At 67.2% G+C, this 19,084-nt stretch carries 14 protein-coding genes and 2 pseudogenes; 9 read left to right on the forward strand and 7 right to left on the reverse strand.

Annotated elements, in window-relative coordinates; translation table 11 throughout:
- Positions 1-521: 521 nt before the first annotated feature.
- A pseudogene (locus IEJ02_RS20185) lies at positions 522-1,046 on the forward strand (IS5 family transposase); the annotation flags it as partial.
- A gap of 194 nt (positions 1,047-1,240) precedes the next feature.
- Here the strand turns inward: IEJ02_RS20185 and IEJ02_RS20190 are convergent.
- Complete coding sequence (locus IEJ02_RS20190) at positions 1,241-1,624, reverse strand: hypothetical protein (protein ID WP_191066157.1); 384 nt, start codon at positions 1,622-1,624, stop codon at positions 1,241-1,243.
- 220 nt (positions 1,625-1,844) lie between these two features.
- Between IEJ02_RS20190 and IEJ02_RS20195 the strand changes: the two genes are divergently transcribed.
- From IEJ02_RS20195 to IEJ02_RS20210, 4 genes are all read left to right on the forward strand, one after another.
- Positions 1,845-2,831: an AraC-like ligand-binding domain-containing protein gene (locus tag IEJ02_RS20195; protein ID WP_191066158.1), complete on the forward strand. Its 987-nt coding sequence runs from the start codon at positions 1,845-1,847 to the stop codon at positions 2,829-2,831.
- Positions 2,832-3,129: 298 nt separating this feature from the next.
- A complete protein-coding gene (locus IEJ02_RS20200) occupies positions 3,130-4,320 on the forward strand; it encodes an IS110 family RNA-guided transposase (RefSeq protein ID WP_498067045.1) in 1,191 nt (396 codons plus the stop codon).
- A 164-nt stretch (positions 4,321-4,484) separates the two neighbouring features.
- Positions 4,485-5,492, forward strand: coding sequence for an AraC-like ligand-binding domain-containing protein (locus IEJ02_RS20205; RefSeq protein WP_191066160.1), 1,008 nt, complete (start codon positions 4,485-4,487; stop codon positions 5,490-5,492).
- A gap of 1,740 nt (positions 5,493-7,232) precedes the next feature.
- Complete coding sequence (locus IEJ02_RS20210) at positions 7,233-7,676, forward strand: hypothetical protein (RefSeq protein ID WP_191066161.1); 444 nt, start codon at positions 7,233-7,235, stop codon at positions 7,674-7,676.
- A gap of 137 nt (positions 7,677-7,813) precedes the next feature.
- Here the strand turns inward: IEJ02_RS20210 and IEJ02_RS20215 are convergent.
- The 4 genes and pseudogenes from IEJ02_RS20215 to IEJ02_RS20230 all read right to left on the reverse strand — a co-directional run.
- Positions 7,814-7,984, reverse strand: a pseudogene (locus tag IEJ02_RS20215) (integrase core domain-containing protein); the annotation flags it as partial.
- Positions 7,985-8,091: 107 nt separating this feature from the next.
- The gene (locus tag IEJ02_RS20220; RefSeq protein WP_191066162.1) at positions 8,092-9,894 is read right to left on the reverse strand and encodes a reverse transcriptase/maturase family protein; all 1,803 of its coding nucleotides are present in this window, start codon (positions 9,892-9,894) and stop codon (positions 8,092-8,094) included.
- Between the two features lie 495 nt (positions 9,895-10,389).
- Positions 10,390-11,226, reverse strand: a complete 837-nt coding sequence (locus IEJ02_RS20225; protein WP_263407960.1) for an IS481 family transposase — start codon at positions 11,224-11,226, stop codon at positions 10,390-10,392.
- A gap of 364 nt (positions 11,227-11,590) precedes the next feature.
- The gene (locus IEJ02_RS20230) at positions 11,591-12,235 is read right to left on the reverse strand and encodes a trimeric intracellular cation channel family protein (RefSeq protein WP_191066163.1); all 645 of its coding nucleotides are present in this window, start codon (positions 12,233-12,235) and stop codon (positions 11,591-11,593) included.
- Positions 12,236-12,484: 249 nt separating this feature from the next.
- Here IEJ02_RS20230 and IEJ02_RS20235 point away from each other — a divergent pair, with 249 nt between their 5' ends.
- From IEJ02_RS20235 to IEJ02_RS20250, 4 genes are all read left to right on the forward strand, one after another.
- Entirely contained in the window at positions 12,485-13,741 is a 1,257-nt protein-coding gene (locus IEJ02_RS20235; protein ID WP_317985851.1) for a metal-dependent hydrolase family protein, read from the forward strand.
- Between the two features lie 676 nt (positions 13,742-14,417).
- Complete coding sequence (locus IEJ02_RS51370) at positions 14,418-14,735, forward strand: DUF8825 domain-containing protein (RefSeq protein ID WP_223864150.1); 318 nt, start codon at positions 14,418-14,420, stop codon at positions 14,733-14,735.
- A gap of 426 nt (positions 14,736-15,161) precedes the next feature.
- Positions 15,162-16,151: a tyrosine-type recombinase/integrase gene (locus tag IEJ02_RS20245; protein ID WP_317985853.1), complete on the forward strand. Its 990-nt coding sequence runs from the start codon at positions 15,162-15,164 to the stop codon at positions 16,149-16,151.
- Positions 16,152-16,185: 34 nt separating this feature from the next.
- The gene (locus IEJ02_RS20250; protein WP_191066165.1) at positions 16,186-16,512 is read left to right on the forward strand and encodes a helix-turn-helix domain-containing protein; all 327 of its coding nucleotides are present in this window, start codon (positions 16,186-16,188) and stop codon (positions 16,510-16,512) included.
- Positions 16,513-18,219: 1,707 nt separating this feature from the next.
- On the opposite strand, the gene IEJ02_RS20255 is transcribed toward IEJ02_RS20250, so the two are convergent.
- Both IEJ02_RS20255 and IEJ02_RS20260 read right to left on the reverse strand, forming a co-directional pair.
- Complete coding sequence (locus IEJ02_RS20255; RefSeq protein WP_191066166.1) at positions 18,220-18,636, reverse strand: SRPBCC family protein; 417 nt, start codon at positions 18,634-18,636, stop codon at positions 18,220-18,222.
- Positions 18,637-18,664: 28 nt separating this feature from the next.
- Positions 18,665-19,036, reverse strand: a complete 372-nt coding sequence (locus tag IEJ02_RS20260) for a VOC family protein (protein ID WP_191066167.1) — start codon at positions 19,034-19,036, stop codon at positions 18,665-18,667.
- Positions 19,037-19,084: the final 48 nt, after the last annotated feature.

Raw genomic sequence — 19,084 nt, forward strand, 5'->3', positions numbered from 1 at the left:
CGGCAAGCCCTGGACCGTGACCGCACCGGAGGACCGCAACCACGTCCTCGTCGTCCGCCTCACCCAGCACGCCGACGGGACGGTCACCGGAACCAAGGAGCTCCTCCGCGCCCACAACTGAGCACGGACAGCCGGCCCCTACCTGGGCAACAGCCGACCCCGTGACGGCAGGTGTCCGACCGCGCGGTCCGCGGCTGCGCCGAGCGGCACCCGTGTTCGCGGTCAGCCGGACAGGCTCTGGTCAGGCCCCGCGCTCTGCGGCAACGTCCCGTATCCACCGGGCCAGTAAGAGGTCGTTTTCACCTTGAATGCCCTGGTGCCTGTCAATTTTCGCGGCACGGGGTTGTGGTGGTGCGGTGATTGTTGATGGGTTTGATACCTAACGGGCAGGTGGGGTGACAAGTGGGGCGAGAGGTGGCCTGTGCCTGTCTCATCCCAAGAAGCCGGACCTGGCGATGTGTGCTTCCGTCATCGTTGCCGTACGCCTGGGCGCACTCGGTCCAGAGCGGTACGTCAGGAGCATGCCTACGCGACGCCCCTATCCGAGCGATCTGTCCGATGCCCGCTGGGAGTTGATCGAGCCAGTGCTGTCCGCCTGGCGCTTCGAGCGTCGCGGCAGGGCCCTGGACTTCGGACGGCCACCCGAACACGACCTGCGCGAGATCATGAACGCGATTTTGTATGTGGACCGCACCGGCGTCCAGCGGCGCTACCTTCCGCACGACTTCCCGCACTGGAACACGGTCTACGGATACTTCGCCAAGTGGGCGGCAGAGGGCATGTTCGCCCAGCTCAACGGCCTGCTCAGGCAACTCCTGCGGCAGAAGGAGGGGCGGGATGCCGAACCTTCGGCCTGCGTGATCGACGCCCAGAGCGTCAAGACTTCCACCAGCGTCCCGGCCTCCAGTCAGGGAACCGACGCCGGGAAGAAGATCGTCGGGCGGAAGCGGAGCATCGTCATCGACACGATCGGCCTCCTGCTCGCGGTGCTGGTCACCGCGGCCAGCGTGCAGGACTCTGTGGCCGGCACCCGGCTCCTCGACCAGGTGGCCGAGCTCATCCTCCCCAGGTCGGTACCTCCAGGCACCGACCTGGGGAGGATGAGCGACGTTGGCGTCGGCTGGCAGGGCACGGACACAGGGCCATCACCACGCCGCGGGCCCGGTCGATGACCGCGGTCGGCTCTAGGAGCTTGCGCGAGCGTTCGGGGATCGGTCACTGTGACCGATCCCCGAGGCACTCAGCATATGTTCTTGACGTACCAGACGGGGCCCCAGTGTGCGTAGGCGTCCGAGGAGGGGGCGCCGCCGGCATGGTTGATGTAGTCCCCATCCTCGTTGTAGAAATACGTATCCGTGCCCCGTGTCTGGTTGTTGTACCAGGAACCTCCACTACCCATGCCGTCGGGAATTTCCTGCTTGTAGCAGTCCTTGTACCGGAATCCGAGCTGTTGGAAGTTGTTCTTCTTGTAGCCGCAGAAGTAACCCTTGGGGCAGTCAGCTGGCGCGGACTGTATTGCAGGCTGCGCAGCGTTCGACGGGGCCATGGACAGCGCTATGGCGGTGAGCGCCCCAGCGGCCACGAGAAGCTGCCGCACAGACGTCCGGCGGGTGGGGTTGAACATGCAAGTCCCCTTTCGCATCAGCGGTTGTAGTGGTGGTCGCGTACGCCATGCAGCATTCCGGCATGGCACCGGTGGCGTCGTGAGCAGGCAGCGCACTCAACTTGGCGTACAACGCACTGTTTGACGTCAGTGCCTACCGGCGATGCTCGTGTGTCGGCGCGGGTGGATGGGCAGTCCCCGTCCGCACCGCGTCACCAGGCGGCATCACTCGGGGGGCGTCATGCTGACCACTGTGCTGGACACTGCTGACCTGCCACCGGCTGAACGAGCGGCGGCCTGGGTGGAGACAACGGGGCAGGCTCTGATCTCCACCCGCGTCAGCTTCCTTGAGTCCGACCAGATCGAAGCACGGATCCAAGCCATGGCCCTGGGCCCGGTCCAGATGTCGGTGCTCTCCTATACACCGCTGTCATCCCAGCGCACGCCCCGGCTCATCCGTCAGTCTGATCCTGAGATGTTCCAGCTCGCGCTGACCATCGCGGGACAGCAGAGCATCGAACAGGCCCGGACGTACGCCTCGGTCGGTCCCGGCGACCTGCTCCTGTATGACAGCTCACGGCCGTTCACCGCCACCGTGGGCCCGAACCCACCAGGAGCCCGAGCGATGCTGTTGCAGTTCCCCCGGCACCTTCTGCCGTTGCCGGAGAAGGCCGTAGCACCGCTGTGTGGTGCGGCGCTTGACGGACGAGCAGGGGTCGGTCTGCTCCTGCGCCAGCTGCTCACCGGCCTCGCCGACACACACGCCGATCTCACCTCCGGTGACAGCGCCCGGCTGGGCACCACCGCAGTCGACCTCACCGCCGCCCTACTCGCCCACCATGCTGACCGGCAGACACTGCTTCCGACTGGCTCACGGCAGCGTGTACTGTTCGAGCAGATCAGCGCCCACATCGCCACCCACCTGGGCGATCCCCACCTCACACCCCGCGCGATAGCGGCGGCACACTTCATCTCCACGCGCTATCTGCACCGTATCTTCCAGCAGCACGGCACCGCAGTCAGTGACGTCATCCGGCAGCAACGCCTCGCCCGTTGCCGACGAGACCTGGCCGACCCAGCCCAGTGCACCGTCCCCATCGCCGCCATCGCGATGCGCTGGGGATACCCGAGGCCATCCGATTTCACCCGATCCTTCCGTGCCGCCACCGGCATGACTCCAAGCGAGTACCGTGCCGCCAGCCAGGACAAGGACCGAGGACAACGGTAGCTACGCCCAGGGCGAGGACCATCCGGCGTCGGGAATCTGTCCGTCGGAGGGCTGCCGCGTGAGTGCCTGTCCTACGTTTCAAGGGCGGGCTCGGGCCGGTCATTCGTAGGATCGGTGGGGCCCGGGGCTCCGGGTATGGCTCAGTGCGTGTAGCCGTCGGATGGCTTCAGAAACTTGGCCGCCCGGAGCCCGCGACGACTCGACCGCTGATTGGGATACGCGACTCCATCGCTTCGTAGGACAGTGCCGGCGAGGTCGTCTGCAGGGTGAACGTGACGGCGACCTGGCGGAGGTGACCGTGCCCGAGATCTGGGCTGGGTTAGACATCGGCAAGGAACATCACCACTGCGTGGTGATCGACTCGGCAGGAGAGCGACTTCTGTCGCGGCGGGTCCTCAACGACGAAGCCCAGCTCCTGCAGCTGATCGGCGACGTTCTGGCCCTCTCCGAGGACGTGCTGTGGGCGGTGGACATCAACCGTGGCGGCGCCGCCCTGCTCATCGGTCTGCTGCTCGACCACGACCAGCCCGTGGTCTACCTGCCGGGCCTGGCCGTGCACCACGCTTCCGCTGCCTACCGGGGGCAGGGCAAAACCGACGCCAAGGATGCGCACATCATTGCCGACCAGGCCCGGATGCGCCGCGATCTCGGCATCCTGCGGCCCGGCGACGAGGTAGCCATCGACCTGAGGCCCCTTATCACCCGCCGCACCGACCTGGTCTGCGACCGCACCCGGCAGATCAACAGGCTCCGCGCCCAGCTGCTGGAGATTTTCCCCGCACTCGAACGCGCACTGACCCTGACTAACCAGGGCCCGGTCATGCTCCTGACCGGCTACCAGACGCCGGCGGCCATCCGCCGCACCGGCGCCAAGCGCATCGAGACCTGGTTGAAGAACCGCAAGATCAGAGGCGCCACCGAACTCGCCCGGGCAGCGGTCGAGGCGGCACAGGCCCAGCACACCGCCTTGCCCGGCGAGAAGCTCGCCGCGTCCCTGGTGGCCCGCCTCGCGAAAGGGGTGATCGCCCTCAACGAGGAAATCGCCGAGATCGACGCCCTCATCGAGGCCCGATTTCACCAGCACCAACACGCCAAGGTGATCAACACTCTCCCTGGCATGGGACCCCGGCTCGGAGCGGAGTTCATCGCCGCCACCGGTGGTGACCTGGAGCCTTTCGGCACCGCCGACCGCCTGGCCACCTTCGCCGGCCTGGCGCCCGTTCCACGCGACTCCGGCCGCGTCAACGGCAACGTGCGCCGACCCAGCCGCTTCCACCGCGGACTCCTCCGGGCCTTCTACCTCTCCTCGCTGGCCAGTCTCAGAGTCTGCCCGGCCTCGCGGACGTACTACGAGCGCAAGCGCAAGGAAGGCAAGAACCACCAGCAGGCCCTACGATCCCTCGCCCGCCGCCGCGTCAACGTCCTATGGGCCATGATCCGAGACGGAGCGTGGTACCAGGGGGCGCCGACGGCCGCCTCAACGACTTGACAACGGCATTGGGAAGTTTCTTATCCCTGATGCTTCTTGATCTTGAGGCTTCGTTGCTGCCAGGAGGTGCGTGGCGGCACATGTGACCGAAGTGCTGCTGGACTGGGTGTACCTCCCCATGCCACGTTCGAAGCCGCGGGGGAACCGGCTACGGGGGGCTTGGGATGCTGGTGACGGAGTTCAGTACGGAGGTCGTGGCGGCGCCGGAGCGGTTCGCGTTGTGGGAGGGAGCGACGGAACAATCGCACATGCGTAATCGACTGCGCAGCAACGACCACAACGACTTCCGTGCCAGGATGCGCGGCCTGGACTTGGGGGAGGTACAGGTGTCCGCGCTGGCCTACCCGCATCTGGAGGTCGTGCGGACCGCGAAGCTGGTACGGCAGTCCGACCCCGAGGTATACCAGATCAATTACTTTCTCGGTGGGCAGGGGGTTGTCTCTCAGGACAGGCGTGACACGACGCTGGGTACCGGTGACCTGGTGGTGATGGACAGCAGCCGTTCCTTCCGAGGCGATGTCCACGCCGACCCGGGCAGGTGGTCGCATGTGACCGTGCAGTGTCCGCGCGGGCTATTGCCGCTACCGGCGAAGGCGGTCCAGCGCCTGCTCGCTGTCCCGATCAGCGGGCGCCGTGGCATGGGTGGGGTGTTTGCCCGCTGGCTGTCCGACCTCAACGCGCGTGCCCACGAATTCACCCCAGCCGACATCCCCACCCTCACTTCGGTCAGCCTGGATCTCCTGGCATCTGTGATCGCCCGTTGCCTGGAGGTTGAGGAGTCACTGACCCCGGAGACCCGCAAGACCGCCCTGCGGGCCAGGATCAACGCATTCATCGAGCAGCACCTCGCCGATCCCGACCTGTCTCCCCAGGTGATCGCGGACGCCCACCACATCTCCCTGCGCCACCTGCACCGGCTGCTCGCCGGGCAGGACACCTCACCGGCGGCATCCATCCGCCGGCGCCGCCTGGAGCGCTGCCGCCGCGACCTGGCCGACCCCCGCCTGGCCGCCCACCCGGTGCACACCGTCGGCGCCCGCTGGGGCTTCACCAACCCGGCCCACTTCAGCCGCCTATTCCGAACCGCCTACGGCATACCGCCGCAGGACTACCGGCGAGTGGCCCCGCAAGCTGGGCTCGAACACGCATCAACGATGACCAGGCATGAATAGCAGTGCGTGCCGTGCCGCAGGGCCGCCCTGTGGCACCGCCGCAGAGGGGGTGCGGTTCTTGCCGGGGCCGCGTCCAGCTCAAGCCGGACGCCTGGGTGGGGGCGGGGCCGTGCCGGGCGGGGGTCTCGGCCAGGTCCTGTTCGCCCGGGCAGAGGCTGCAGGCACCGCGGCTCGATGGTCCCGGACGCGGTGTCAGTCTCGGACACCTTTTCTGAGAGGGAAAGCGGTATGCGCGAGCGGCTGCTCGTGGCACCTTCGCTGCTCACTCGCCGTCTCGGGGCTCATCCGGCCATCGCCGAAGGAAACTTCCGCGCAACGCAGTTGACCAGGGTCATGTTGCCCGCCCCCGTTATGCGAGCAGCCGAGATCCCCACCGCCTGTGAACTCTCCGCTTGGGGATCACGCGGCGTCCTGCAAGCAGCACCCGCCTGCCCCTCGCCGGTACCCGGCACAGCGGCAGGCAGGTGCTGCTTCCCTTCAGGGCCATCAAGCTGGCGCGAGATACGGCCTCGCCGTCGTCTGCCGTGAAACACCCGGCCTCTGAAAGACGACGGGTGGAATTATTTGGCCTGCCCTTGCGTTTCGTCGTGCGCGGATATCCACGCCTGATTCTCGCATGCCACGTCAGGGCCGACGTAAGATCCCCCGAGCCAGCCTGTCGCGTGAGTGCACCACAACTGATTCCCCGAAATGTTCTGGCCGGATACTGTGACGCCACAGGAGGAAGAGTTCGAACACTCCTTCTCGTCTGCGCCGGCCAGAGTGCTCTCATCACGCCACAGTTGTGCGGTGATCTCAAGCGAGGGCACCACTGCGGAGCAGGACACCGTCGCACTAGCCACCACGGTCCCCGAGGCGTATGAAGGCGTTGAGGCATGGGTTGTACAGGTTACTGCCGCCGCCGCGCTGGCCGAGGTCGGCGGCAGCGCGACGAATGCCGCCGAAGCCACCACTGCCGACACGGCGAACGGCTTCCACCGTCCGTGCATATCTCCTCCGTTCGTTCTCGGAATCTTCCCGAAGCGCGCATGGCATGGATTCTCGATGTCTGACGAAACACCGATGTTCCAGACCGTCATCCTGTATGGCCCTGCATCCGCTACCGACACGACGGAAAGCCGGGCTTGCTGTCCGCAGGCACAGCGGCGTCGGGTTCTATCGAGAGTGGAGGCCGCAATCGGCAATGTCCTTGACGATCCCTGCCAGGCTGTTGCGGCTGCGTGCCAGAACCGTGAGAGCGCAGCACACGCAGGTGTTGGTGGCAGGGCCGACGCGCATCTGGCCATCGAGCGGGATCGGGCAGGAGCGCACCGGCTTCTGGAGCCACGTCACCCGGGCCCTGCTTACCCACGAGCAGGTGCGCGCGTGCGGGCTGCCCGCGACCGAGAGCAAGCAGGGCGCCCCCAGTGGCCGGCCTTCGCCCGCCGCTACGGCTTGTCGCGGCCAGCCGCTTTGGCGGCCGCGGCGCACGGCCGGTGGGGCAGTGCCCAGCTCGAGCCGGACACGGTGGGGGCGAGGTCGTGGCGGGCGAGGGTTTCGGCGAGGTGCTGTTCGCCGGGCAGGGGCCGTCAGGCGCCTGTGGCGTGCTGGTCCTGGAGCGAGCGGGCGGCGGCACGGATAGTCAAGTGGTGGGCATAGATGGACAAGGACGGATGTGCTGGTGTTCTTGCATGGTGCTGTGTGCAAGCCCGCGTCACCAATCGGTGTCAGGGAACACAGGGGGCAATGAAGGGGGTTCACGTGCGCCGTCTACGTACGGTGATGGCACTGGTCGTCATGATGGTCACCGCTGTGGTGCTGGGGACTGCCGGGGCTTCGGCTGGTGCCGCTTCTGCGAGCCGCGGCGACGGTCTGGAGCGAGTCGGTGTGATCAACGGAGTGACGCTCTACCGGGGCGTCACCTCGTCGGAGCAGCTCGCGGCGGTCTGTGACACGAACTTCTGCGCGTACAGCTCGAACACCGGGGAGGTCGCGGTAGCCAGAAGCTGCGGGCTCGGCTTCGACGTCCCGAGCAGCTGGCGAGTCTCTCCCGCCGGAGGCTGGTGGCAGAACAACCTGTCCGGCGCCTACGTTGCGATGTACAACAACAGCTGGGTCAATATCTACAACACGCCGTACCCGAGCTCGGCGGACTGGTCCGCCAACTGGGCTCCGGTGCGGTACTGGGAGACCGTCTGCCCCTGAGAACTAGTGTTCTTTGGCCGGTCTCGGGCTTCGCTGCCCGGGGCCGGCCTTGCTGTGTGTCGCGCTGGGACTGTGGCCGGTTCGTTTCTAGCTTGCCAGTCGGCCGTCGGAGCGCTGGGCCCAGGGGCTGCTAGGTGCTAGATGTATTGACTCGGAGCGTTGTTTACCCGGCTGATGGGTGGGTGGCCTCCGAGGGCGGTGTGGCAGCGGTGGTGGTTGTAGGTGTGGAGGAAGTCTGCCAGGGCGGCGGTGCGCTCGGCGTTGCTGGTGTAGGGCCGCAGGTAGGCCCATTCGTCCAGCAGGGTGCGGGGTAGGGTCGGCCGAGCGGCGAGGTCCCTGCCGGACAGGGCCTTTTCCGCTCGGCCTCCCTCCGAACCGGACGGGCCCGATTTCCGAGCATCCGGCTCTCCAGTGACTACTGCGTGAGCGTCGTTTTCGGCTTCCCGGTGTGGATGCGCTCATGACAGGCGCCGCAGACCACGAGGGCCTTGCGCCGGCGCCTTGCCATAAGATTCGCCCAATCGGGGGACGGCCCGTCCACTCGGCTGAGGTCGTTGAGTGACCAGATGTGGTGAACCTCCACCTCACCGGTTCGCTCGCAGATCTCGCACCGATTTCCCTGGAGTCGACTGATCAACTTCTTGTGGGGATAGACGGGACCTGTCAGACGGTCGCTCAGTTCCGCCGTCTTCTGCCGCTTGAGGGGAATCCCTCCGAATCGGGCCACCAGTTCCTTCCTGTTGTCCCGTGGCATACGAGCCTCGAAACAGGTGCGCGGCCCATAGGGCGTCTGGATCTTGGCCTTGAAGCGGGCCGCCATCTTCGACACCGTCGAGCCGTGCTTTCGCGCCAGAGTCCGGAGCATGGAGGTCTCCATAACCCAGCGCAGCCGGTGGAGTCGGAAGACGTCACCGGCCATCAGGTAGTACTGGACGACGCCCCTGTACTCGATAGCGAACTTGCCGACAATGACGTGATCGGACTCGTTCACGAGTGAGTTCTGGCAGGCAGGTTTTCCGCGTGCCATGTAAGGGGCGGACTTGGCCTTGATCACGTCGGAGGGCACGTGCAGGACGATCGTCCCGTTGAGGGATCGACGGTTGCGCCGGTCCGTCGCGGACGGCCGTCGTGTTCTGCGGTCCGTGCTCGCCGTCGATATCTCGTAGCCGAGGAACCGGGCCCTGCCTGTTCGGGCATGGGTGATCAGCGTTTTCTCTTGCGACAGCTCCAGTTTGAGGTCTTCACGCAGGAACGTCGCCAGACGCTGTTTGATTTCTTCGGCTTCGGCCTTTGGCCCGACAAATCCGAGGAGGGTGTCGTCGGCATAGCGCACGTATCGCAGCCTCCGATAGTCAGGATCGTTGGGGTCCTGACTGGGGAGACGGTGTAACCGCTTGTAGAGCGACCGCACTTCGGCGCGGTCACCTTTGCGGCGTGCGCGTGCGATTGCCGATTCCACCCGGCGGTATTCCGTGCTGCGTGCTCGGAGCCTGCCTCGGGTGTATTCCGGGATCAGTGTCTGCTCGACGTAGGTGTCCAGCTTGTGCAGGTAGATATTGGACAGGACGGGCGAGGCCACGCCGCCTTGCGGGGCTCCGCTCAGCGTCGTGTGCCAGGTCCAGTCCTCCAGGTATCCGGCTGTCAGCATGTTCCGTACCAGCCGCAGGAACCGGCTGTCGTGGACCTTCTCGCCCAGGGCTCCGAGCAGGACCTCGTGGTCGAGGCTGCCGAAGCAGTCGGCAATGTCGCCCTCGATGAACCAGGCCGTCCCCGTCCAGGTGTTGACCACTTCGCGAAGCGCGGTGTGGCAGCCTTTCCGGGGACGGAATCCGTGGGACCTGCCGGAGAAGACCGGTTCGTAGTACGCCTCCAGTAGGAGCCGCACCACTTCGCCGACCAACTTGTCCGACCAAGTAGGCAAGCCGAGAGGTCGAGTCTTCCCGCTCTGTTTCTTCGGGATGTGAACTCGCCTCGCGGGGCGGAACCGATAGCGCTCGTGGCGCATCGCATCAATGATGCGGTCGATCCGCCCCGTCGACATGCCATCCACGGTCTCCTGCGTGACCCCTGGCGTCATCGCCCCCTTGTTGGAGTAGATGCGGCCGTAGGCCCGCAGATACAACTGCGGATTGAACATCTGTCGATACAGTTCCTCACACGGCAGACCACGCCTGCCGCGCTCACGCAGGACACCCAGCACCGTTTCGGCGCTCTGCATTTCGCATACCTCCCGACTTCGGGTGTCCAATCACCTGGCCCCCTTCGCCCGATGCGGACGGCTTTCCCGTCCTCCTTGGCCGGTCGTGACTCCGGCGACTACTACGGGGCCTCCGTCGCCATGGGGCTCGCACCCGTTAGGCGATCCCACGTTCGTCTCTGTCGCACGTCATAGCGTGACTTAGGCGCCCCATTCATCTCCTTGAATGCCTTCATTGGGCATCGCTCCTGGCCCCGAGAGTTGCGGAGTCCGTTCAACGCGGCCTCCGCAGGGCTGGCGCCGGTTTCGGGCGTCTTTCCGGCGGATGTGAACTTCCATCTCCTGGAGATTGGGATTCAAGCAGTCAAGCCTTCGCCGTATCACGCGGGCCTTCCCAGCACACCGTCCCTGACGCCTGGGCCCGGCTGCTGGTTTCCTGGCATGCTCTGGTCCCCTTCACCTTTCGGATCCAGGTAAGCCATTAGACCCAGGAACCTCCTCTCGATTTCCTCCCGGCTATGCCGGGGATACGACAGAGCGCCTCGTGGCGCACTGGAAGCGTTCGACTTTGCCGTTGGTCTGCGGCCGCCAGGGGCGGGTCCAGCGTGGGCTGATGCCCAGGTCACGGCAGGTGTCGCGCCAGGTGTTCTTGCTGTAGGCCCAGGCGTTGTCGGTCAGCGCCCGCTCGACGGTGACGCCTTGGGCGGCGAACCAGGTGGTGGCCCGTCGCAGGAAGGCTGCGCGGGTGGCGGCGGTCTCGTCGGTCAGGTTCTCGGTGTAGGCCAGGCGGGAGTGGTCGTCCAGGGCGGTGTGCAGGTAGGCGTAGCCGGTGCCGTTGCGGTTCGTGCGGCCGGCTGCGCGGCCGAGGGCTTTGTGGCCGCCGCCGTCGGGGATACGGCCGAGTTTCTTGACGTCGATGTGGACCAGTTCGTCTGGCCGGGAGCGTTCGTAGCGGCGGATGGGTTGGCCGGTGGCCCGGTCCAGCGTGGCCGGAGGGGGCTGGCCGTGGCGTTGGAGGATGCGGTGTGCGGTGGAGGCGGCGACGGTGGTGCGGGCGGCCAGCCGCAGTGGGCCGATGTGGTGTTCGCGGCGCATCCGCAGCACTTGTTCCTCCACGGTGGCGGGTGTCCGGCGTGGTGAGTGGTGGGGGCGGCTGGAGCGGTCGTGCAGGCCCGCTGTTCCGTGGTGGCGGTAGCGCCTGGCCCAGCGGGCGGCGGTGGTGTGGCTGACCTGGAAGCGTTCGGCCGCTCGCCGCAGCGGCCAGCCGTCCTCGACGACACACCGGGCCAGACGCAGCCTGCCAGTGGGGGTCAGCGGGGCGTTACGGTGGATCAACGAGGGCCTCCTGGGCATCGGTGCAGATGTCGCAATCCACACCGAAACCAGAGGCCCTCGCCCCGTTCAAGCACCCCTCACGGCGCGTCGCCCGTCACCAACGTCCCCGGACAGCACACCTAGGTCGAGTGCCTGGTGTGGATGCTGGGGTGCCCGGCATCTGCCGGGCAGTCCTGGCAGACCTTCACAACCCATCCCAGGCGGCCTTGTCCGTCGGGGCCGCTGACCCGGGTGAGAGGGCGGGACATGAGCGAGATCGCTGCCCAGGTACGGGCGTAGCTCAGCAGGAGCTGCATCGGCCCAGGTCGGATGTGACCGGTCTTCGGCCAACTGCATGGCTGAGCGGGCGAGAAGCAGTACTGCTGCCCGGCCATTTCCGTGGCTACCGGGCCGATTTGTCGTCGGACCCGGCGATGCCTTCGGCGCGGTGCGGCCCTGGCGCGTTGAGCCCGTAGTGGACGCCGACCATCCGCAGCGTGAAGCAGGCGACAGCCGCCCCCAGCGCGGCGGGCACACCGTAGACACCGGTGCGTTCGCATACGACGGTGATCCCGGCCCCCAGCAGCGCGGGGATCGCGTACAGATCTGCGTACAGCACCGTCGGCAAGCGCAACACCAGCACGTCGCGTAACGTGCCACCACCGACCCCGGTCACCATGCCGAGCAGCACCGCCTGCGGCGCGCCGATGTGATACTCCAGCGCGGTGGTCGCCCCGGTGACCGCGAACAGGCTGAGGCCGGCCGCGTCGAACACCGTGATCAGCGTCGTGTAGCGCTCCAGGTGCCGCCACAGCAGGAACGTAGCTATGCCGCCGGCTACCGCGACCGCCAGGTACCGCCAGTCGCTGAACGTCGCCGGGGGCAGTGCGCCGGCGAGTACGTCCCGGAGCACGCCACCGCCCAGGGCGGTCACCATGGCGAGCGCGAGCACGCCGACGATGTCCAGACGTGCCACCCTCGTCGCGGTGAGCGCGCCGTTCAACGCGAACGCGAAGGTGCCCAGCAGGTCGAGTACGAGGTGCAACATTCCATAGCCGTGCATCGTCGACCCCTCGCACCTCCCGCCGTCGCTCGTCTTGACGTCCTCGGCACTGTCTCACCAGGTCACAGTGCGCGCACCGCGTTGGCCTGAACGGCCGACACGCGATGCGCGGCCTGTCGCCGCGCTGTCATCCTGGATCCCGGCGGGACCGATGGCGAGCGAGTGATACCTGGTGGGGCGCAAGCGGAGGGTAACGCTGTGACGAGACGTGGCTGTGACACGGAACAGGGCGCGGTGGTGCTGATCGCCGACCGGAGCTGGGACGGGCTCGCGGACCGGCCTTCCGGGCACACCGAGGTGGTGGTGCGCGACGGTCGGGTCGCCGAGGTGGGGCCGACCGTCGACCGCATCGGCGCTGAGGTGGTCGAACTCCGCGATCGCATGCTGCTGCCGGGACTGATCGACTGCCACATCCACACCACCGTCGATCCCAGTCGGCTCCTGCGGGCCTTCGCATCCGACGGGTCTGCGGCGATCGCGCTCAGCGCCCTGCCGGTATTGCGTAACCTGCTCCACCGTGGCTTCACCACGATCCGCGACCTGGCCACCTTCGCCGCCGAGCCGGTCACGCTGTATCTGCGCGACGCCATCGCCCGTGGTCACATCGTGGGGCCGCGGATGATCGTCGCGCCGTACCTGATCTCCGCGCGAGGCGCGCACGGCGACGCCTCGACACTGCTCGCGTCACACTTCGACCGCGAGATCGGCGCGCTGGCAGACGGCGCGGACGAGATCACGCGCAGGGTACGCGAGAACATCCGTGCCGGCGCCGACTGGATCAAGTTCGGCGCCACCGGCGGCTTCGCCACTCCCTCGGACGATCCCATACAGACCACCTACACGCAGGAGGAGATGAATGCGCTGGTCGCCACGGCGCGTGGCCTGGGTATCCCCTGCACGCCGCATGCCTACGGCGACGAGGGCGTCTCGCGTGCCGTCACCGCCGGTGTTCGCTCGATCGAGCACGGCAACCTCGCTTCGGCATCGACACTGACCCAGATGACTGAACGGGGCGTTTTCCTCGTGCCGACCCAGTTCATGGTCCTCGACGCGCTCGACCACCTCGACGACGACAGCTACTGGGAGGGTAAGGATCCAGCGGAACGGGTGAAGTTCACCCGCTACTCCGACCAGCTCCGGGAGTCCGCGCACAACGTGGCCGCAAGCGACGTGCGCATCGCGTTCGGCACCGACGCCGGCATGTTCCCGCACGCTGACAACTGGCGCGAGTTTCCGGCGATGGTCAAGACCGGTATCGCCCCCGTGCGGGCCCTTCGCGCTGCCACCAGCGTCGCCGCTGACCTGCTCGACCGGCCCGACCTCGGACGCCTCCAGCCCGGCGCGACCGCCGACCTGGTCGCACTGCCCGCCGACCCCTTCGACGACATCACGGCCGTTGCGGGCATCGACTTCGTCATGCAGAAGGGCACCGTGCATCGCACTCCCACCCCTGGTATCGCAGGTAAGTACCTGTTCTCGACCCTGAGCTGAGCGTTTCCCGGCTCATGAATCGAACGGTGCCTGCGCGAGTGGGCTGACCTGGGGCTTCCGCCTCGTGGGATCCGCCGTCCGATGAGCTCAGCAGGCGGCGCTCTTCCAAGCTCTCAAAGCCGTGCATCCGGCTCGTTGCCAGCACAAACTGCAGCCCCGGGCGGTGCCGCTGCCGAGCCTGCCAGGTGAAGCTCCGCACGGGTGCCGAGGCGAGCGCGGGGAAGCCAGCCAGGTCCTGCACCGGGCAGACCACCTGTGCCCGGGACGCCCTCCACACCGCCGTCCACCGACGAGCCCATCCGGGCCCGGCCTCCAGCCGTGCGGCCACCCCCGGGTCGACGGCATACGGCGTGACGAGATCATCCAGGGTGCAGCTATGCGACCGCACCGCCCGGGGCTCGACGGCCGGTGTACGGATCGAGATCTCCACACCCTTCAGGACAGCCGGACCATACGGGTCTGCGTAACACCTTCCGTGAAAGCGCCGCAGGTGAGCGGGCTGCCCGCTATCCTGCCCGCCAACTCATTCGCTCAGCCCCGCCAACTCGGCCGCTCATCCGCCACCTGATGCGCTCAGTCACAACGACACACCGGGCGTCAGCTCACCGCCCCTCATCAAGAATCGAACAGACATATCATTCCGGGCCTTGGCCAGAGCCTACGGCTTCCCCCGGACCTGCTCGCCGCGCAGGAAGAACTCCAGCAGGTCGCCGCCGTCCTCACAGCGCTCCTCGAGGGCCTCCCGTGGTCCGTTGAGCCGCACCCGGGATTCAGTGACCCCGACATCTGGCGCCCGCGGCAGCGCCCCGCGACCGACGGCTGGCCGGTGGAGGACCAGAAGGAGGTACAGCGGCTGCGGGACCGGCAGCGGGAGCTGACCATCACCGTCGTCACCCACCCCTTCTGGGCAGCCTTCGAGGGCCCGGACCTCGTCACCGCGCGGACGCAGCTCAAGCACACCCACGACGCTGCACCTGCCGCACCCGCCGCGTAGCCGTGGACGCCCTCAGCCCCGACACCCCGGACCCGGACGCCCCCGGACCGCCGGCGTGGGTCAAGCTGGCTGACGGCCAGAGCGTCACAGCCCAGGTCATCGGCCGCCTCGACCGCCGCGGCGCCGGAGACGGCTGGTGGTACGAGGTCCGTTTGCCTGTATGGGCCGAGGTGGAAAACGCGCAGAATTGCATCAGATGCAACATTGCGTACGGTGACGGCAGCAGCATTGTCGCTGGTCGGCAACCTCGGAAGACAGCACTGTTGCCAGGTTGATCACGGCACCGACCTGCACCCTAGCATGCAGACTTAACAATGTTGCATCTGATACAACAGGTGTGTGAGTGTGCAAGCGCCGGGTTCGGCGCGTCTCGTTCTGGCGCGGAATGTCATTCATCTTGACCCGGCGCCGGCTGTCTTTGACGCGATGCTGGAGGGGTGGGCGAGGCAGCAGGCTGCCCGGTTTCTGAAGGAGAAGACGATCCGCCCGCGGCTACGGCTGATCAAGCGGCTTGAGGAGTTCACCGGCCTGTACCCGTGGCAGTGGACTCCTGCGGACGGCGAGGCGTTCATCGCGCACCTGCGGAGCGGGTCCGATCCGATCCAGATGTCCACGGCCCGCACCTACGAGGTGACGGTCAGCCTGTTCCTCGAGTACCTGCTGGACGCCCGTTACGAGTGGATCGATGCGTGCCTGGAGCGCTTCGGGGAGATTCCCCAGGCGGTCTTCCATGAGGGCAACTCGGTCCTGCACACCGTCGAGTACGAGGCCGACCCGCGCCGCCGTCCGCTGACCTATGACGAGGTTCAGGCCCTGTTCGACGCCGCCGACGCCCGGCCGGGCCGAATACGCGGCCTGGGTCGCAAGGGAGCCCTTTCCACTCTGCGCGATGCGGCCGTCCTGAAGACGGTCTACGCCTACGGCACCCGCCGCACAGAGTCGTCCAAGGTCGATCTGGCCGATCTACGCCGGAATCGCAAGATGCCGCAGTACGGAAAGTACGGCAGCGTGATGGTGCGGTTCGGCAAGTCGAGCAAGGGGGCACCGCCGAAGCGGCGGACCGTGCTGCTGATTCCGGAGATGGACTGGGTCACCGACACGCTGGACCATTATCTGGCCGAGGTCCGCCCGCAGTTCTCCCCCGGGCGGCACCCCGCTCTGTGGGTCACCGAGCGGGTCGGTCGGCTCTCCCCGCGGTCGATCAACGAGGCATTCGTCGCCGCCCGCCGGGACGCCGACCTCGACGAGGACCTCGATCTGCACTGCCTGCGGCACAGCTGGATCACACACGCGACCGAATTCGGCTATCCGGTCCGGTTCGTACAGGAAAACGTCGGCCATTCCCACGCATCCACCACGGCGATCTACATGGGGGGCTCGAACGAGTACCGCAACACCATGCTGGAGCTTCCATGAAGAACCGACTGGGCGACTACTGGGACGTGACACCGTGATCAAGAAGATGGGCTACCAGTGGCAGCTGCGGCAGCTCATGGCCGAGCGCCAGATGTTTCAGACCTCCGATCTGGTGCCGTTGCTCGCAGAACGCGGCATCACACTCTCCCGTGAACAGGTCTACCGGCTGGTGACCCAGGCTCCGCAGCGGATGAGCATGGACACCCTCGTGGCCCTCTGCGACATCCTGGAGTGCACCCCGAACGACCTGATCAAGCCCGAGATCGTCAATGTCCAGGTCCGTAAGACCGCCGGCGGTGAGACAGGCCCGGCGCCGAGTACTCCGCGGCGGACCGTCAACCGCCGCCCCGGACAGTCGTGAGCACTCGGCGGGTCAAGCCCTCCGAGGCGGCCGCCCGGCGCGAACTCGCCCAGATCCGGGCCCGGCTCGTCGCCCTCCTGCAGCACACCATCGGACCCGCCCTGACCACGGAGGAGGCCCAGTCGCTCCTGGAGCAGGCCCAGGCATGGAGCCCGCCCATGGCCCGCGAACTCCACGCCCACATAGCCGAGCACCCGGACGCACTGACCGCCCCGTCCCCGCGCTGCCCGGGGTCCCTGCCCCGGCTGCTGCAGACGCTGGAGGCGGCCGGCCACGGCAATGCCGTCACCCAGCTCGACTGCCCGCTCTGCGGCCGCACCCTGCGGAAAGTCTCACGCCCCACCCCCCGAGGCCGTGCCTGCGGCTGGTGCGTCGCCCGCACTGAGCTCCGTCCGTGCTCCCGGTGCGGGGAGAACAGCCACATCGTCACCCGCTCGGAAGACGAAGGGGCGGTCTGCCGCTACCAGAACGAGCGCCGCTTCACCGGCCCCTGCGCCGACTGCGGCCGACACGGCGCCTACCGGCTTCGACGCCGGAAGAACTCATTGGTCGCTCTCTGCCGCCGTTGCGCCGGTTACCCCGACCGTGAGTGCGTCCGCTGCGGCGCCGTACGCCCAGTCCAGGCCAACTCCCGCGACGGGCCACTCTGCTCTCGCTGCTACACCGCTCCTGCCAAGCTCTGCGGCAAATGCGGCCAGCTGGCGCAGCTCGCCAAGCGGGGGAAGAACGGCGAACCAGGCGTCTGCCACCGCTGCTACACCTTCGAAGGGGGTGTGCACCATCTGCGGGCGCTTCCGCGACGGCGCGCGCAGCAGCAGAGCCAGCGGAGTCTTCCTCTGCGACCCATGCCGCCCCCGGCCTACGCACCGATGCGTCGACTGTGGCCGCAACAAGAAGGCCACCGTCACCACATGGCCGGTCGGCCCCCTCTGCTCGCCTTGCTCCAACAGGCGTCGACGCAACCCGGAGCCCTGTGCCCTCTGCGGTGTCACCCGCATACTGGTCGGTCGCAGCGACGATGGCCTTGGAACTTGCGGACTCTGCTGCGGCACCGACATCGACTTCACCTGCCGCCGATGCGGTTCGTCGGCGGACATCAGCACGGACGGATGCTGCACACGCTGTGTTGCCGTCGACCGAGTCCACGAGCTCATCGCCGATGAAAACGGGCAGGTCGCCACGGTGCTCGCTCCGCTTGCCCAAGCTCTCTCCTCAGCGCCGCGGCCCAGATCCGTCCTGGCATGGCTCCGCCGAAGCCCGAGCGCCCGCCTTTTGGCCACGCTCGCGGCGAGCGACGCTGGCTCGTCTCATCGAACGACAGATCGCTGAGGGCCGGAGGCACTCGGCGGTGGGATCCCTGCCGGACAGCGAGCATCAGGAGCTACTCCTCCCGAGCCGTCCGCCCGCGAAACCCTGGTGGCCTGTCGGCACAGCTCGCCAAGCACGGTCTGCGCACCCTCGCAGCCCGCAACACAGCCCTGTTCGGCATGGCCGGTGAGCTTCCGCCGATCATCATGTGCGACCTGTTCGGAATCCACAGGAACACCGCCACTCAGTGGGCGGCTCTGGCCCAGGACAGCTGGGCCGGCTCCCTCGCGGCCCTCGGCGTCGGGGGCAACCCGCAGCACGCCGTTGTCTCTGCAGATCGCCGCAGTAGCCCTTGACGCGCCGTCCGGGCTGCACACTTATCCTCGCTGGTGTCACCGGTCAGCCGATCGGGGTGGCCTCGCGGTCCAGGGTGTGCTTGATGACTCGGAGTCCTTGATCGACCATCTCGGCGATGGGCGCACCGAGGCTATCCGGCGTCACGTCGGTGATCCAGACGAAGCGGCTGCGGTTCTCCTCCTCGGCAACCACCTGCATGGAAGCGTGGTGATGCGTGGGCTCCAGAGAGCCACCGACCACCGCGTAAGCGATTCGTCTTGTCTCATCGTCGATGTCGACGATGAGTTCGCGCACCACGGCGCCGTTGGCGAAGGTGACGGTCCTGACGTCGCCGTCGACGCGGGTATCGGTGACGTACCCCGGTGCGAGGCGGTGGTGAACCTCTCCGAAGTCGCGGACCGCCGCCCACACGTTATCCGGAGTGTCTTCGATCAGCACTTCGCGGTGAATGGATGCCATGAGTCTGTCTCCTTCTCGAGTGGAGAGGTCAGTCGCCGGTCGGAGCGGCGGTGAGGCAGAACGGGTGGCCCTCGGGGTCGGTGAGGACGATCCACTGACCCTCGCCCGGCTGGAAATCGGGCCGGGACGCACCTAGGTCGAGCAGTGCCCCGGCCGCGGCGTCCAAGTCGGCGACCGTGAAGTCGAGGTGCATGTACTTCAGGTCCTCGGGCCAGCTCGGCGCCTCGTAGCCGTCCACGCGGACAAAGGCGAGCTGGACGGGGGTGCCGCCGCCCAGGGAGGCAAAATCCTGGTCGCTGTGAGTGATCTCCCACCCGGTGGCCTTCTGGTAAAACGCGGCGAGCGCGGCCGGGTCGGCGCAGTCGAAGACGACCGTGCCGAGCTGCTTTAGAGCAGACATGCCAATGACTCCTGGGAATCGAGTAGGGGGAATGAACGCAACGGCGTA

The organism is Streptomyces sp. 5-10 (genome assembly GCF_014712245.1).
Lineage (GTDB): Bacteria > Actinomycetota > Actinomycetes > Streptomycetales > Streptomycetaceae > Streptomyces > Streptomyces violaceusniger.

Bases quoted from the DNA above. Each gene is read 5' to 3' on its own strand.
- IEJ02_RS20230 (WP_191066163.1), bottom strand. From the start codon at position 12,235: ATGTTGCACCTCGTACTCGACCTGCTGGGCACCTTCGCGTTCGCGTTG.
- IEJ02_RS20195 (WP_191066158.1), top strand. From the start codon at position 1,845: ATGCTGACCACTGTGCTGGACACTGCTGACCTGCCACCGGCTGAACGA.
- IEJ02_RS20260 (WP_191066167.1), bottom strand. From the start codon at position 19,036: ATGTCTGCTCTAAAGCAGCTCGGCACGGTCGTCTTCGACTGCGCCGAC.
- IEJ02_RS20220 (WP_191066162.1), bottom strand. From the start codon at position 9,894: ATGCAGAGCGCCGAAACGGTGCTGGGTGTCCTGCGTGAGCGCGGCAGG.
- IEJ02_RS20245 (WP_317985853.1), top strand. From the start codon at position 15,162: ATGCTGGAGGGGTGGGCGAGGCAGCAGGCTGCCCGGTTTCTGAAGGAG.
- IEJ02_RS20190 (WP_191066157.1), bottom strand. From the start codon at position 1,624: ATGTTCAACCCCACCCGCCGGACGTCTGTGCGGCAGCTTCTCGTGGCC.
- IEJ02_RS20225 (WP_263407960.1), bottom strand. From the start codon at position 11,226: ATGCCCAGGAGGCCCTCGTTGATCCACCGTAACGCCCCGCTGACCCCC.
- IEJ02_RS20205 (WP_191066160.1), top strand. From the start codon at position 4,485: ATGCTGGTGACGGAGTTCAGTACGGAGGTCGTGGCGGCGCCGGAGCGG.
- IEJ02_RS20255 (WP_191066166.1), bottom strand. From the start codon at position 18,636: ATGGCATCCATTCACCGCGAAGTGCTGATCGAAGACACTCCGGATAAC.